Source organism: Arthrobacter sp. B3I9 (assembly GCF_030816935.1).
GTDB lineage: Bacteria > Actinomycetota > Actinomycetes > Actinomycetales > Micrococcaceae > Arthrobacter.
Genome location: NZ_JAUSYO010000001.1, coordinates 1,761,244 through 1,777,538 on the forward strand (window position 1 = coordinate 1,761,244; position 16,295 = coordinate 1,777,538).

General features: G+C 66.6%; 11 protein-coding genes. All 11 read left to right on the forward strand.

Going from position 1 to position 16,295, the window contains the following annotated elements:
- Nucleotides 1-95: 95 nt before the first annotated feature.
- The 11 genes from QFZ65_RS08315 to QFZ65_RS08365 all read left to right on the forward strand — a co-directional run bounded on the left by QFZ65_RS08315 (nt 96) and on the right by QFZ65_RS08365 (nt 16,257).
- Nucleotides 96-1,034, forward strand: a complete 939-nt coding sequence (locus QFZ65_RS08315) for a LysR family transcriptional regulator (protein ID WP_306909664.1) — start codon at nt 96-98, stop codon at nt 1,032-1,034.
- Between the two features lie 128 nt (nt 1,035-1,162).
- A complete protein-coding gene (ilvD, locus tag QFZ65_RS08320; RefSeq protein WP_306909665.1) occupies nt 1,163-2,884 on the forward strand; it encodes a dihydroxy-acid dehydratase in 1,722 nt (573 codons plus the stop codon).
- A 437-nt stretch (nt 2,885-3,321) separates the two neighbouring features.
- Nucleotides 3,322-5,220 (forward strand): acetolactate synthase large subunit, encoded by a 1,899-nt coding sequence (locus tag QFZ65_RS08325; RefSeq protein ID WP_306909666.1) that lies wholly within the window; start codon nt 3,322-3,324, stop codon nt 5,218-5,220.
- 2 nt (nt 5,221-5,222) lie between these two features.
- Nucleotides 5,223-5,735 (forward strand): acetolactate synthase small subunit, encoded by a 513-nt coding sequence (gene ilvN / locus QFZ65_RS08330; RefSeq protein WP_211878190.1) that lies wholly within the window; start codon nt 5,223-5,225, stop codon nt 5,733-5,735.
- Nucleotides 5,736-5,820: 85 nt separating this feature from the next.
- Nucleotides 5,821-6,846, forward strand: coding sequence for a ketol-acid reductoisomerase (gene ilvC / locus QFZ65_RS08335; RefSeq protein ID WP_306909667.1), 1,026 nt, complete (start codon nt 5,821-5,823; stop codon nt 6,844-6,846).
- Nucleotides 6,847-6,971: 125 nt separating this feature from the next.
- On the forward strand, nt 6,972-8,561 hold the full coding sequence (serA, locus tag QFZ65_RS08340; protein WP_306909668.1) for a phosphoglycerate dehydrogenase: 1,590 nt from the start codon (nt 6,972-6,974) through the stop codon (nt 8,559-8,561).
- A 206-nt stretch (nt 8,562-8,767) separates the two neighbouring features.
- Nucleotides 8,768-11,557 (forward strand): ABC transporter permease, encoded by a 2,790-nt coding sequence (locus tag QFZ65_RS08345; protein ID WP_306909669.1) that lies wholly within the window; start codon nt 8,768-8,770, stop codon nt 11,555-11,557.
- Complete coding sequence (locus tag QFZ65_RS08350; protein WP_373427571.1) at nt 11,554-12,321, forward strand: ABC transporter ATP-binding protein; 768 nt, start codon at nt 11,554-11,556, stop codon at nt 12,319-12,321. The genes QFZ65_RS08345 and QFZ65_RS08350 overlap by 4 nt, the downstream gene beginning before the upstream one ends.
- A 9-nt stretch (nt 12,322-12,330) precedes the next feature.
- Complete coding sequence (metG, locus tag QFZ65_RS08355; protein ID WP_306909670.1) at nt 12,331-13,890, forward strand: methionine--tRNA ligase; 1,560 nt, start codon at nt 12,331-12,333, stop codon at nt 13,888-13,890.
- A gap of 72 nt (nt 13,891-13,962) precedes the next feature.
- The gene (locus tag QFZ65_RS08360; protein ID WP_306909671.1) at nt 13,963-15,015 is read left to right on the forward strand and encodes a 3-isopropylmalate dehydrogenase; all 1,053 of its coding nucleotides are present in this window, start codon (nt 13,963-13,965) and stop codon (nt 15,013-15,015) included.
- Between the two features lie 129 nt (nt 15,016-15,144).
- Nucleotides 15,145-16,257: a branched-chain amino acid aminotransferase gene (locus QFZ65_RS08365; RefSeq protein WP_306909672.1), complete on the forward strand. Its 1,113-nt coding sequence runs from the start codon at nt 15,145-15,147 to the stop codon at nt 16,255-16,257.
- Nucleotides 16,258-16,295: the final 38 nt, after the last annotated feature.

Below are 16,295 nucleotides of genomic sequence, written 5' to 3' on the forward strand. Positions count from 1 at the left end.
CTTCGGTCCAGGAGGCAAGGTTGCCGTTGCTTGACGGTACGTCCGCCCGGAGGCGGCTGTCCACCCTCGCGGAACCCGCCCTGTAGCCTCTCATCATGGATTTCAAGAGACTGCGGATTCTCCGGGAGCTCGCCCACCGCGGCACGGTCGGAGCCACCGCCGAGGCTCTGAATGTGACGCCCTCCGCCGTCTCCCAGCAGCTCAGGACCCTGCAGGAGGAGCTCGGGGTGGTCCTCGTGGAAAAGTCCGGCCGCGGAGTGCGCCTGACCGAGGCGGGACTGGCCATGGCCGCCGCAGCGGCCGAGGTGTCCACGGCCATGGCCCGTGCTGAAGCCACCATCGACATCTACCGCCTCGGATGGCAGACGCACGTGAAGGCCGCGTTCTTCCCCAGCGCCGCCGAGATGTTCCTGCCCGGGCTGCTGCACCGGGTCAAGGCGATTGACGGGCTGCGCTTCGAGGCGCACTTCGAGGATCCCAATGTGGCCGGGTTCGCGGCGCTCACCGCCGACTACGACGTCGTCCTGGCCCACAGCGTCGACGGCCCGGACGTTTTCGCCCGGCAGGGCCTCGTGGTGGAACCGTTGCTGGACGAGCCGCTCGACGTCGCCGTCCCGGCCGGCCACATCCTCGCCGACAAGGACGTGCTCTGTGCGCAGGACGTGATCGGCTATCCGTGGATGGGCGTGCCGGAGGGCTTCCCCTTCGACACCGTCCTCCGGCAGATCGAGGTGCAGGCGGACTCGCCGGCGGTCCGCGCGCAGCTTTACCCGGATCTGCGCGTCCTGGAAGCGCTTGTGAGCGCGGGACACGGACTCAGCCTGCTGCCGCGCTACACCGCGCTGAAGAACCAGGGACAGGGGTTCGTCCTGCGTCCGCTGTCCGGCGTCAAGGCGAGCCGGAGCATCGTGGCCCTGGCCCGCCCCGACGTCGCGGCCCGGACCACCATCCAGCAGGTGCTGTCCCTGTTGAAAGCCGAAGCGCGGGCCGTGGCGGAAGCTCCCGAACTGCGGAACGCAGCGCGCCTCAGCTGACACGGGGACTAGGAGGTGTCCACGTAGTGAGACGAGAGTCCACTATTTGATCGAAATAATCCCGGTTTTCCGCTTAATGCACCCTCCGTGGTCGTCCGCTTCCCCGGGTTCACCCTAGACTTTGAGCCATGAGTGAGGACACCCAAACAACAACAGACACCAAACCGGACATCAAACCACGCAGCCGGGTCGTCACCGATGGAATCCACGCCGCTCCGGCGCGCGGGATGTTCCGGGCGGTCGGCATGGGCGACGACGACTTCGCCAAGCCGCAGATCGGCGTCGCCAGTTCGTGGAATGAAATCACTCCCTGCAACCTTTCCCTGAACCGGCTCGCCCAGGGCGCCAAGGAAGGCGTCCACGCCGGCGGCGGGTTCCCGATGCAGTTCGGCACCATCTCGGTCTCCGACGGCATCTCCATGGGACACGAGGGCATGCACTTTTCCCTCGTTTCCCGCGAAGTCATCGCCGACTCGGTCGAGACCGTCATGCAGGCCGAGCGGATCGACGGTTCCGTGCTCCTGGCCGGCTGCGACAAGTCGCTCCCCGGCATGCTGATGGCGGCCGCCCGCCTGGACCTCGCCAGCGTCTTCCTCTACGCCGGCTCCATCATGCCCGGCTGGGTCAAGCTTGAGGACGGCTCCGAAAAGGAAGTCACCCTGATCGATGCTTTCGAGGCCGTGGGCGCCTGCGCCGCCGGCAAGATGAGCCTGGAAGACCTCACCCGCATCGAAAAGGCCATCTGCCCGGGCGAAGGCGCCTGCGGCGGCATGTACACGGCCAACACCATGGCCTGCATCGGCGAGGCGTTGGGCATGTCCCTTCCCGGTTCGGCCGCCCCGCCGTCCGCCGACCGCCGGCGCGACGAGTTCGCCCGGAAGTCCGGCGAAGCCGTCGTCAACCTGCTGCGCCTCGGCATCACCGCGCGCGACATCATGACCAAGAAGGCGTTCGAGAACGCCATCGCCGTCACCATGGCCTTCGGTGGCTCCACCAACGCCGTGCTGCACCTGCTGGCCATCGCCCGGGAAGCCGAGGTCGAACTGACCCTCGACGACTTCAACCGGATCGGCGACAAGATCCCACACCTGGGCGACCTGAAGCCGTTCGGCCGTTACGTCATGACCGACGTCGACAAGATCGGCGGCGTGCCGGTCATCATGAAGGCCCTGCTCGACGCCGGACTGCTGCACGGCGACTGCCTCACCGTCACCGGCAAAACCGTGGCTGAGAACCTTGAGGCGATCAACCCGCCGGACGTCGACGGCAAGATCCTCCGGGCACTGGACAACCCCATCCACAAGACCGGCGGCATCACCATCCTGCACGGTTCCATGGCTCCGGAAGGCGCTGTCGTCAAGAGCGCCGGGTTCGACGCCGATGTCTTCGAAGGCACCGCGCGCGTCTTCGAGCGCGAGCAGGGCGCCCTGGACGCCCTGGACAACGGCGAGATCCACAAGGGCGACGTCGTCGTCATCCGCTACGAAGGTCCCAAGGGCGGCCCGGGCATGCGTGAAATGCTCGCCATCACCGGCGCGATCAAGGGCGCAGGCCTGGGCAAGGACGTCCTGCTGCTGACCGACGGCCGCTTCTCCGGCGGTACCACCGGCCTCTGCATCGGCCACGTCGCGCCGGAAGCGGTCGACGGCGGCCCCATCGCCTTCGTCCAGGACGGCGACCGGATCCGTGTCGACATCGCTGCCCGCAGCTTCGACCTCCTCGTCGACGAGACGGAGCTCGAAGCGCGCAAGGTGGGCTGGGAGCCGCTGCCCGCCAGGTACACCAAGGGCGTGCTCGCCAAGTACGCCAAGCTCGTCCACAGCGCCTCCACCGGCGCTTACTGCGGGTGATTCCTACCCTGCGGGCACGGCGCAGGCGCCGTGCCCGCAGGGGCCCTCGGAATCCCCCTTATTAAGCCCTGCCGCCTAAGCGGCTTGAGCGGCAGGGGAGCTAAGAGGATCAACACGTGGACAGCGCTGTCCAGATAGTGAGACGCGGAGTGGACGCGTTGACACCCGTCTCACTAAGAGGGAAAACTGAACGCATGACCGAGATCGTTACCGCCGGCGTAGTAGTCGTCGTCCTTACCAAGCGCGTGGCTCCATAGCCCTCACTGGTAACGAACCGTCACGCGCAAACCCCTCGAAGAGCCGCCCAGGCTGAGGGGTTTTTTTATTTCCGCACCAGCCGCACCACCAGCACCACGCAAGACCAGCAGCACCACGCACTGCCAGCAGTTCCACGATCACAGAAGATCACCCCAGCAGATCCCCAAAGGAAGAGTCCGATGAGCAAAGGATCGCCGATCAGCCCCTCGCTGATGGCCACAAAGTCCGCTGGAGCCAGCAAGGCTCCGGAACGCGTCGAACGTCCGGCTGACGCCGCCGTCGACAATGCCGCCGTCTCTCCTGTCCTTGGGCCGAACAACGTCGTACCCCCGACGGTGATGACCGGCTCAGAAGCTATTGTCCGCTCGCTCGAAGAACTCGGCGTGGACGATATTTTTGGTTTGCCCGGTGGCGCGATCCTGCCCACCTATGACCCCTTGATGGCTTCCCGAATGAACCACGTTCTGGTCCGTCACGAACAGGGAGCCGGCCACGCCGCGCAAGGCTACGCCATGGTCACCGGACGGGTGGGCGTCTGCATCGCCACCTCGGGCCCGGGTGCCACCAACCTCGTTACCGCCATCATGGACGCCCACATGGACTCCGTGCCGCTCGTTGCCATCACCGGCCAGGTCTCCAGCGGAGTGATCGGCACCGATGCTTTCCAGGAAGCGGACATCGTGGGCATCACCATGCCCATCACGAAGCACTCCTTCCTGGTGACCGACCCCAACGACATCCCGCACGTCATGGCGGAGGCTTTCCATCTCGCCTCGACCGGCCGGCCCGGCCCCGTGCTGGTGGACGTCGCCAAGGACGCCCAGCAGGGGAAGATGACTTTCTCCTGGCCCCCGAAGGTGGACCTTCCCGGCTACCGTCCGGTGCTCCGCGGCCACAGCAAGCAGGTCCGTGAAGCGGCCCGGCTGATCGCGGCCGCGAGCAAGCCTGTGCTGTACGTGGGCGGCGGCGTCGTCAAGGCGCATGCCTCTGCCGAACTGCGCGCGCTTGCCGAACTCACCGGCGCCCCGGTTGTCACCACGCTGATGGCGCGCGGCGTCTTCCCCGACTCGCACCCGCAGCATGTCGGCATGCCCGGCATGCACGGCGCTGTCTCGGCGGTCACCGCGCTGCAGCAGTCCGATCTTCTGATCACCCTCGGAGCGCGTTTCGATGACCGGGTGACCGGCGTCCTGAAATCGTTCGCCCCGAACGCCAAGGTCATCCACGCCGACATCGACCCGGCGGAAATCTCCAAGAACCGCACCGCGGACGTTCCGATCGTGGGTTCGGTCAAGGAGATCATTCCGGAACTCACCGAGGCCGTGCGCCTGCAGTTCGAGGCGTCCGGCGCCCCCGACCTCGCCACCTGGTGGGCCTTCCTGAACAACCTGAAGGAAACCTACCCGCTCGGCTGGACGGAGCCCGAGGACGGTTTGAGCGCACCGCAGCGCGTCATCCAACGCATCGGCGCCCTCACCGGCCCGGAAGGTGTGTTCGTGGCGGGCGTCGGCCAGCACCAGATGTGGGCGTCGCAGTTCATCAAGTACGAACGCCCGCACGCCTGGCTGAACTCGGGCGGGGCCGGCACCATGGGCTATGCCGTGCCGGCGGCCATGGGCGCCAAGGTCGGCGCCCCGGACCGGGTGGTCTGGGCGATCGACGGCGACGGCTGCTTCCAGATGACCAACCAGGAACTGGCGACCTGCGCGATCAACAAGATCCCGATCAAGGTCGCCGTCATCAACAACTCCTCCCTCGGCATGGTGCGGCAGTGGCAGACACTGTTCTATGAAGGCCGGTATTCCAACACGGACCTCAACACCGGCCACGACACGATCCGGATCCCGGACTTCGTCAAGCTCGCCGACGCCTACGGCTGCGCTTCGTTCCGTTGCGAGCGCGACGAGGACATCGACGCCACCATCCAGAAGGCCCTGGAGATCAACGACCGCCCCGTGGTCATCGACTTCGTCGTAAGCCCCAACTCCATGGTGTGGCCGATGGTCCCCGCCGGAGTCAGCAACAGCCAAATCCAGGTGGCCCGCAACATGACCCCGGAATGGGAAGAGGAGGACTGAACATGACCCGCCACACATTGTCCGTTCTGGTCGAAGACAAACCCGGTGTACTGACCCGCGTCGCCAGCCTCTTCGCCCGCCGCGCGTTCAACATCAATTCCCTGGCCGTCGGCCCGACGGAGGTTCCGGGCATGTCCCGCATGACCGTCGTCGTCGACGCCGACGGCGAGCTGATCGAGCAGGTCACCAAGCAGCTGAACAAGCTGGTCAACGTGATCAAGATCGTCGAGCTCACCCCCGAATCTTCCGTACAGCGCGACCACATCCTGGTCAAGGTACGTGCGGATGCCGCAACACGCCTGCAGGTTACCCAGGCTGCAGACCTGTTCCGCGCTTCAGTTGTCGACGTCTCCACAGAGTCCGTCGTCATTGAAGCTACGGGCCACCCCGAAAAGCTCACGGCACTCCTGTCAGTGCTCGAGCCTTTCGGCATCCGCGAAATCGTGCAGTCCGGCACCCTTGCCGTCGGGCGGGGATCCCGCTCCATGAGTGACAGGGCCCTGCGCAGCGCCTAGCAGTTCCCAAGCGCCGCGCTTCGCCCTAACCGCAGCACCGCAAGACACCTACCTACAAGAAATCCACTCAAGAGGAGTTACGCAAGTGACTGAAATGTTCTACGACGACGACGCAGACCTGTCGATCATCCAGGGCCGCAAGGTCGCCATTGTCGGCTACGGCTCCCAGGGCCACGCCCACGCGCTGAACCTGCGCGATTCCGGCGTCCAGGTTGCCATCGCCCTCAAGGAGGGCTCGAAGTCGATCGCCAAGGCCGAGAACGCGGGCTTTACGGTCAAGAACGTTGCCGACGCCGCCGAATGGGCCGACGTCATCATGATCCTGGCACCGGACCAGCACCAGCGCTCGATCTACAACGACTCGATCAAGGACAAGCTGACCCCCGGCAAGGCCCTCGCCTTCGCCCACGGCTTCAACATCCGCTTCGGCTACATCGAGGCGCCCGAGGGCGTCGACGTCATCCTGATCGCCCCGAAGGCGCCGGGCCACACCGTGCGCCGCGAGTTCGAAGCCGGCCGCGGCATCCCGGACATCATCGCCGTCGAGCAGGACGCCTCCGGTTCCGCCTGGGAGCTGGCCAAGTCCTACGCCAAGGCCATCGGCGGCACCCGCGCCGGTGTCATCAAGACCACCTTCACCGAAGAGACCGAAACCGACCTCTTCGGGGAGCAGACCGTCCTGTGCGGCGGCGTGTCCCAGCTGGTCCAGTACGGCTTCGAGACCCTCACCGAGGCCGGCTACCAGCCGCAGATCGCCTACTTCGAGGTGCTTCACGAGCTCAAGCTCATTGTCGACCTCATGTGGGAAGGCGGCATCGCCAAGCAGCGCTGGAGCGTTTCGGACACGGCCGAGTACGGCGACTACGTCTCCGGCCCGCGCGTGATCACCCCAGAGGTGAAGGAAAACATGAAGGCTGTCCTCGCGGACATCCAGAATGGCGCCTTCGCCAAGCGCTTCATTGACGACCAGGACAACGGTGGCGTCGAGTTCAAGGAGCTGCGCGCCAAGGCGGAGCAGCACCCCATCGAGGAAGTCGGACGCGAACTGCGGTCCCTGTTCTCCTGGCAGCAGCAGGACGAGGACTACGTAGAGGGCTCCGCAGCCCGCTAAGCCCGGCCTTCAGCCGCCAGGCACAGCTCAACGACGAGGCCGGGTTCACACTTAACAATGTGAGCCCGGCCTTTCCGTCAGCCTAGACTTGATTTACCCCCGGACTGCAACGCAGAGGATCAGCCGTGTCAAAACCCGTAGTACTGCTCGCCGAAGAACTTTCGCCCGCCACTATCGAGGCCCTTGGCCCCGACTTCGAGATCCGGCAGACCGACGGCGCCGACCGTTCCCAGCTGCTCTCTGCAATCGCCGACGTCGACGCGATCCTCGTCCGCTCCGCCACGCAGCTGGACGCCGAAGCCATCGGTGCCGCCAAGAACCTCAAGGTCATCGCCCGTGCGGGCGTCGGACTCGACAACGTCGACATCAAGACCGCCACCCAGGCCGGCGTCATGGTGGTCAACGCGCCCACGTCCAACATCGTCTCGGCCGCCGAGCTCACCGTCGGCCACATCCTCAGCCTCGCCCGGCACATCCCGCAGGCCTCCGCCGCGCTCAAGGACGGCGAATGGAAGCGCTCCAAGTACACCGGCATCGAGCTGTTCGAGAAGAAGATCGGCATCATCGGCCTGGGCCGGATCGGTGCCCTCGTCGCCGCCCGCCTGAAGGGCTTTGACACCAAGATCCTCGCGTACGACCCCTACATCACCTCTGCCCGCGCCGCGCAGCTCGGCGTGCAGCTGGTGACCCTGGACGAGCTGCTCGCACAGTCGGACTTCATCACCATCCACATGCCCAAGACGCCGGAAACCGTCGGCATGCTGGGCGCCGATGCCTTCAAGAAGATGAAGAGCACGGCCTACGTCGTCAACGTCGCCCGCGGCGGCCTGGTGGACGAGGAAGCCCTCTACGCGGCCCTCGAAGCCGGTGACATCGCCGGTGCCGGCGTCGACGTCTTCGTCAAGGAGCCCAGCACCGACCTGCCGTTCTTCAAGCTCGACAACGTGGTGGTGACCCCGCACCTCGGCGCCTCCACCGACGAGGCCCAGGAGAAGGCAGGGGTCTCGGTGGCAAAGTCGGTCCGTTTGGCCCTCGCCGGCGAACTGGTGCCCGACGCGGTCAACGTTGCCGGCGGCGTCATCGCCCCGGACGTCCGCCCCGGCATCGCGCTGGTGGAAAAGCTGGGCCGTATCTTCACTGCCCTGACCCACGCGTCCCTCACCCAGTTCGACCTTGAGGTCGCCGGGGAAATCGCCTCGCTGGACGTGAAGGTCCTCGAGCTCGCCGCACTCAAGGGCATCTTCGCCGACGTCGTCACCGAGCAGGTCTCGTACGTCAACGCCCCGGTGATCGCGGAGCAGCGCGGCATCAACGTACGCCTCATCACGACGCCGGACACCGAGTCCTACCGCAATGTCCTGACGCTGCGCGGGGCCCTCAGCGACGGCAGCCAGATTTCCGTGGCCGGCACCCTGACCGGGCCCAAGCAGATCCAGAAACTGGTCGGCGTAAACGGCTACGAGGTCGAAATCCCCATCAGCGAACACCTCGTGGTGGTCGCCTACCTGGACCGCCCCGGCGTCATCGGCACCATCGGGCACATCCTCGGCATGAACAACATCAACATCGCCGGCATGCAGGTGGCGCGCCAGGCCGAAGGCGGGCAGGTGCTCGCCCTGCTGACGATCGACAGCTCCGTTCCACAGCAGGTTCTGGACGCGATCAAGGCCGGCATCGGCGCTGACATGGTTCGGGAAGTGGACCTCGAGGACTAGCCGCCTCCTGGCGGATGCCGGCGGCGCTTTTGAACGCCCGCCGGCGTCCGCGGCAGCTGGCCGGCCTGCGTACAATAACTGAGTCCGATTCTTCGGATCCGGCCGGCGGTCCGGCCTTTACTTTTTGCACACCCGGCCGGGGACGCCTTCACTTCCGTAGGGACTGAACTGCGGTGTGCGCACGCAACCCAGCTTTCAGGAGCCCAATGAACGCCGTCCAGAGGTTCATCAGAAGCAGAGTGCTTCTGCTGACCGCCTCCATTTTGATCGTGGCCATGTGCCTCTCGGTCCTTGTCCAGGGGCAGTCACAGGCGGCGCTGAACCGGACGGTCGACCAGAACTCCCGGGGCCTCTACGACGTGCTCGTCCAGGCGAAGGCCGGCGACAACGGCGGGCTGGTGCAGCCGGACATCGCCGCTGGCCAGGGCGGCATCAGCTTCGGGCAGCTGGACGCCATCCGAAAGCTGTCCGGCACCTCCGTGGCGGCCCCGATCAGCCTCGTCTCGCGCGTCACCCAGAACCTGGAGTCCCCGCGCCTGGAAGCCACGGACTACCTCGGCTTCAATGCCGGGCTGGCCGGCACCGCCGGAGATCCGACCGCCACCGATCCGAGCAAATGGCCGGCCCCCAAGTCGGTCCTGTCCGATACCGCCAAGAAATACCGCCTGACGGCCAGCGCCGTCAGCTCGGACGGGCACTCCGAGCAGACCCTGTTCAAGACCATGGCAGAGGGCTCACTCGGCAAGGCCAAGCTCGTCGAGGAGCAGGTGGCCGGCGGCAAGAACGTCCGGATCACAGGTCCGGCGGGGGAGACCGGCATCAAGTTCCCGGCCCCGGCCGGAGGCTCCGAGCACAACCTCTTCAACCTCGCCGTGTCCCTGCCGCAGGCGCCGCAGGTGTCTGAGTCCGTCGTGGCCGTGGATCCTGTTTCCGAACGCGCCCTGCTTGGCGCGGCCGGTGACTTCCTGGCGCCGCTGGAAAAGGCACCGCCCGCGGACGCCCGCAATGCCGGCGCAGTCGGGCGCCACTTCGAAAGCCTTTTCACCACCGGCATCGGCATGGACGAACTCAAGGAAGGCCCCGACTTCCTGGGCGTCAAGCTCAAGTACTGGGCACCGCTGATGACCCAGTACCAGCAGGCGAAGCGCAGCGGCCAGCTGACCGCCGACTCGCAGGCCATCCCGCTGATCGTCCGCTCAGGCACCACGCTGGACCTTAAGTACTCGGTCAAGATCGAGGAGATCGACGCGTCCGGCAAAGTCACCAAGGACGTCGGCACCGTCACCCGGTCGCTGGACAAGGACTACCTCCCGTTCGTCTCCAAGTCCCCGTTCACCCTGGCCTGGCCCGGCTCCACCGATCTGACAAAGCTGACGGGCGACACCGGCAGCTTCAGCCAGGGCCTATACAACCCTGCTGAGTGGAGCACCAACTTCGCCTCCGCCCCCAAGTACACCGACGGTGAAACCGCCGGCAACGGGGCCGTGGACAAGAGCGCCACCCCGGGCGAATGGGTCACCGTAAACCGCCTCCCGGCGAAGGCCGCCAACGGCGCCGCAGTGGACCAGACCCAGCGCGAGCCGGTTGACGAACGCTCCTATCGGGAAAACCTGGCGACGGGCAAAAAGCTCGCCACGCCGCTCGCCATGGTCTACGGCACGTTCGACGCCGACCAGGTCAAGCAGGCCGCCGGCGACGTCAACCGCCTGCCCCTGGGCGGCTACGACCCGACGCCGTTCACCCTGACCAAGGACGCGGCTGGCAAAAACCTGCCGGCCACCGAACTCAAGCCCTCACTGAGCGCTACCGGCCTCGCCAGCCAGTCCGCGGGCGCCATCACCGACTATTACGGCCTGGCCGCCGCCCGCGGTTTCGACCAGAACGCCAACGTGATCGACGCCGTGCGCGTCCGGGCGAACGCGCCCGGCAGCTGGAAGCAGGCGCAGCCCGAGGTGGAAAAGCTGGCCGACGAGATCCGTGACATGGGCCTGCAGGCCACGGTCGTCGCCGGGTCCGCCCGCGAGGACGCCAACATCTTCGTGCCCGGCTACTCCAAGGACGACGCCGGCAAGGAATCCGCGCTCGGAACGGTCCAGCAGTCCTGGGTCCGCCAGGATGCCGCGGACGCCGTCTCCGGATCCCTGACCGGCACCAACCTGACCCTGCTGTTCATCACCCTCTGCGGCGCAGCGCTGCTCACCGGTGCTTCTACCGTCAGCTACGTCCGCAAGCGCCGCAGCGAGGCCGGGACCTTGCGGGCCATGGGCTGGACGCAGCGCAGGATCCGGTCCTGGGTGCTGGCCGAGTTTGCTGTAGGCGCGGCCCTGCTGGCCGTTGCCGGAACCGTCCTGAGCCTGATCAGCTGGAACCTCGCTACAGCCATCGTCTCGGCGTCGGTCGTGGTGCTGTACGTCGGTGCTGCGTTCTTCGCCGCCCGGCAGCTGCGGCACCGTGACGTCATCGACCAGGAACCGCAGCACGACGAACGGCTCATCGCTGTCGACTCACCGCTCACCTTCGCCAACCGGCAGCTGACCACCAACAAGTTCAACTCGATCTCGCTGGCCGTCGCCGTCGGTGTTTTCGGAGCGGCGGCGGGCGGGCTCACCGCGCTGCTGATCGACATCCCCCGCGCCGCCGGCGCCACCGCCCTGAGCGGTCTCGCCGCCACCAGCATCGCGCTGCCGAGCATCATCCTGGGGCTCTCCGGCGTCGCCGTCGGCCTGCTGCTGACCATGGTCACCGGCCGGTTCGAGTTGCAGGCCAAGCGCCAGTACCTCGGCACGCTGCAGGCGATGGGCTGGAACCCCGACATGCTCGGCCAGGTCCGGTTCTTCGAAAACGTCATGGTGGGTGCAGTTGCACTGCCGCTGGGCGTTGTCGGCGCCCTCGGCGTCGGGCTGCTCCTCGCCCCCTATGCCGCGCTCTGGGCCGCTGTCGCCGGGTTCGTGGCTGTACTCTGCTGGATTCCCCTTGCAACGAAAGTGGTCCGATGAACAACGACCGAAACCTTGACCGGGCGGCTCACGACCGAATGACGGAGAGCACCCGCCGCGGTGGCCTCCAGACCCGCGCCAACACGATCGTGAAGGCAGCAGACCACGCCACTCCGCTGGAACTGAGCAACATCACCATCCACTACGGCGGCGGCAAGGGCGGTGCCGAACCCGTCAACGTGGTGGACGACTTCAACATGACGCTCCACGCCGGTGAGATGCACTGCATCGCCGGCCGCAGCGGCTCCGGCAAGACCAGCATCCTGACCGTCGGCGCCGGGCTTTCCCTGCCGACGTCGGGCCGGGTCTTCTGGGAAGGCGACTCGCTCGAGAGCATGAGCGACGACGAGATCGCCGACCGCCGCCGGGCCCTGATCGGCTACGTGGACCAGGGCGGTGCCCTGATCGACGGGATGAGCGCCCTGGAGAACGTCCTGCTCCCGGCCGTTCCCGACGGCGAGGTGGACAAGCGCCGCGACATGGCCAAGGATCTGCTGGACCTCGTGGGACTGGGCAGGCGCATGCGCCACCGCCCGGCACAGCTCTCCGGCGGTGAGCGCCAGCGCGTGGCGATCGCCCGGGCCCTGATCCTGGGCACCCGCGTGCTCGTGGTGGACGAACCCACGGCCAGCCTTGACCGCTCCGCGGCCAACCGCATCATCAGCATCCTCAAGGACACCACCTCGGACGGCATCGCCGTGCTCGTGGCTTCACATGACCACGAACTTGTCCGCCAGAGCGATACCCTCACAGAACTGATCTAGGTTTAAACAGTGACTTCTTCCGAAAAGACCCCGTTCTACATCACTACCGCCATCAGCTACCCCAACGGCGTGCCGCATATCGGCCACGCCTATGAGGTCATCGCGACCGATGCGATGGCGCGCTTCAAGCGGCTGGACGGCTACGACGTCTTCTTCATGACCGGCACGGACGAGCACGGCCTCAAGATGCAGCAAACGGCGGAGAAGGAAGGCCTCCCCGTCAAGGAGCTCGCCGACCGCAACTCGGCCGCGTTCCGGCAGATGAGCGACGACTTGGGCATCTCGCTGAGCCGATTCATCCGCACCACGGACCAGGACCACTACGCGGCCGCCAAGGCGCTGTGGCAGCGGATGGAGGCCAATGGCGACATCTACCTGTCCAAATACGCCGGCTGGTACTCCGTCCGGGACGAGCGGTACTTCGTCGAGGACGAAACGGAGGTGCACGCCGACGGCCTGCGCTACGCGTCCGAAACCGGCACCGAGGTGACCTGGACCGAAGAGGAAAGCTATTTCTTCAAGCTCGCCTCCTACCAGGACCGGCTGCTGGCCCACTACGCCGACTACCCGGAATTCGGGGCGCCGCACAACCGCTTCAACGAGGTCATCAGCTTCGTCAAGGGTGGCCTCGAGGACCTGTCCATCAGCCGCACCTCCTTTAAATGGGGCGTCCCCGTCCCGGGCAACCCGGACCACGTCATGTACGTCTGGGTCGACGCGCTGACCAACTACCTGACCGGCGTCGGCTTCCCCGACACCGAGTCCGAGTTGTTCCGCAAGTACTGGCCCGCAGACGTCCACGTGATCGGCAAGGACATCTCCCGCTTCCACGCGGTCTACTGGCCGGCCTTTCTCATGTCCGCCGGGCTGGAACTGCCCAGGCGCGTCATGATCCACGGCTTCCTGCACAACCAGGGCGTCAAGATGTCCAAGTCGCTGGGCAACGTGGTGGCGCCGGCTGACTGGGTGGCCCAGTACGGCCTGGACCAGGTCCGCTTCTTCCTGCTCCGCGAAGTACCTTTCGGCGCCGACGGCTCCTACAGCCACGACGCAATCGTCGGCCGGATGAACGCCGACCTCGCCAACAACTTCGGCAACCTGGCCCAGCGTTCGCTGTCCATGGTTGCCAAGAACTGCGACGGACGCGTTCCGGTCCCGGGCGGCTTCAGCGCCGAGGACGCAGCGCTGCTGGGCCAGGCCAATGGCCTGCTCGACATCGCACGCGCCGCCTTCGACAAGCAGGAGTTCAGCCGGGCGCTCGAAGCCATCTGGGGAACCCTGGGCGACACGAACGCGTACTTTGCGGAGCAGGCGCCCTGGGTGCTGCGCAAGACCGACGTCGAACGCATGAACACTGTCCTCTATGTCACCCTCGAGGTGCTCCGTATCGTGGCGATCCTGGCGCAGCCGGTCATGCCGGCCGCGACGGCCGCGATCCTCGAGACCCTCGGACAGCCCGAGGGCGAGGCACGCCAGTTCGCGGCCCTCTCCGAGCCGATTGCCGCCGGCACGGTCCTGCCCGCGCCGGCTCCGGTCTTCCCCAAGTACGAGGAGCCGGCCGAGGTATAACGCCGTTTCTCGCGGTGTTCGGATAATGAGACGGGTTGACCAGTATGTGGATGACTTGGCTACGCTGAAATCATGAGCGCATCCACGATTGATCTGGCCGTTATTCCCGGCGACGGCATCGGCCCGGAAGTCACCGCCGAGGCCCTGAAGGTTCTGGCGAAGGCGGCCGCGGCCGAGGGGATCGTGCTGCAGCAGACGCACTATAAGCTCGGCGCCCAGCACTGGCTCGAGACCGGGGAGACACTGCCGGCCGAGACCCTCGAGGACCTGCGCGCCCGCGACGCCATCCTCTTCGGCGCCATCGGGGCGGCCCCTGGCGACACCCGGATCCCCTCGGGCCTCATCGAACGCGAGCTGCTCCTGAAGCTGCGCTTCAGCCTCGACCACTTCGTCAACCTGCGGCCCTCGAAGCTGTATGCCGGCGTTGGCAGCCCGCTCGCTAACCCGGGGGACATCGACTTCCTCGTGGTCCGTGAGGGCACCGAAGGACCCTACGTGGGCAACGGCGGAACGCTGCGGGCCGGCACCCCGCACGAGGTGGCCACCGAGGTGTCGCTGAACACCGCCCACGGCGTGGAGCGCCTGGTCCGGGATGCCTTCCGCCGGGCCAATGACCGGCCGCGCAAGAAACTGACGCTCGTGCACAAGCACAACGTGCTGGTGTATGCCGGGCACCTCTGGAAGCGCACCGTGGAAGCCGTCGCCCAAGAGTTCCCCGAGGTCAGTCACGACTACCTGCACATCGACGCCGCCATGATTTTCCTGGTGACCGATCCGGCCCGCTTCGACGTGATCGTCACGGACAACCTCTTCGGCGACATCATCACCGACCTCGCCGCCGCCGTGACCGGAGGCATCGGCCTGGCAGCGTCCGCCAGCATCAACATGGAGCGGACCGCACCGTCCATGTTTGAACCCGTGCACGGTTCCGCCCCGGACATCGCCGGGCAGCAGAAGGCCGATCCCACGGCCGCCATCCTTTCCGCCGCCCTGCTGCTGGACCACCTTGGCCATGCCGCCGCCGCCCGCAAGATCGAAGCGGCCGTAGCTGCCGACATCGCGGGCCGGAACGGCGCGGTCCGCAGCACCGGCGCCGTCGGCGACGCCGTCGCCGCCGCCCTGTAGGAGGGGCCCCTCCCGGCGCCACCGGAAGGCCCCGGTATCGGGCGTAAGCTAGTTTCGAATCACCAACATGCTGCCGTGGTCCGACGACGGACCATGTTCATACACCAGGCAGCCGACCGTGGAGGAACCATGACCCAGACTGCCCATGGCGTCGAATTCACCCAGCACCTTTCGGCAACCCCGAAGTCCGCTGACGAGCGTGCAGCCATCCTGGCGAACCCGGGTTTCGGCAACTACTTCACCGACCACACCGCGGTGGTCGACTACAGTGTCGACGCCGAGGGCCAGGGCGGCTGGCACGATGCGCGGATCGAACCCTACGGTCCCATCACGCTGGATCCTTCCGCCGCCGTGCTGCACTACGGCCAGGAGATCTTCGAAGGGCTCAAGGCCTACCGCCACGCGGATGGGTCCATCTGGACCTTCCGTCCCGAGGCCAATGCCGCCCGCCTGAACAGCTCCGCCCGGCGCCTGGCCCTCCCGGAACTGCCGGAGGAGTACTTCCTGGGAGCCATCCGCGAACTCGTCACGGCGGACAAGGAATGGGTCCCGTCCGGCGACGGCGAAGCGCTCTACCTGCGCCCCTTCATGATCGCCACCGAGGCGTTCCTCGGGGTCCGCGCTGCCCGCGAGGTGTCCTTCCGCGTCATCGCATCGCCGGCCGGCAACTACTTCGGCGGCGAACTCAAGCCCGTCTCGATCTGGATCTCCCGCGAATACGCCCGTGCGGGCCGAGGCGGGACCGGAGCCGCCAAGTGCGGCGGCAACTACGCCGCCTCGCTCATCGCCCAGCAGGAGGCTGAAGCCCACGGCTGCAAGCAGGTGCTGTTCCTGGACCACTTCAACGACGACGCCGTCGAAGAGCTCGGCGGCATGAACGTGTTCTTCGTGATGAAGGACGGATCCCTGGTCACTCCGGCGCTCACGGGAACCATCCTCGAGGGTGTCACCCGGATGTCCGTTCTGCAGGTGGCCAAGGACATGGGCCGGGAAGTCACCGAGCGCAAGATCACCCTCGCAGAATGGCGCGACGGCGTGGCCTCCGGCGACATCACCGAAGTCTTCGCGTGCGGGACGGCCGCCGTCATCACGCCCATCGGCGTGCTCAAGGACGAGACCGAGTTCATCGGCTCCGAGGACGCGGCCGCGGGGGAGACCACCATGGCCATCCGCGAGCAGCTTCTGGGCATCCAGACCGGCACCGTCGAGGACACGCACGGCTGGCTGACCCGCCTGGCGTAACAGCGTCAGGTTCCCACAGCGTCCGACGGCGGCCCCGC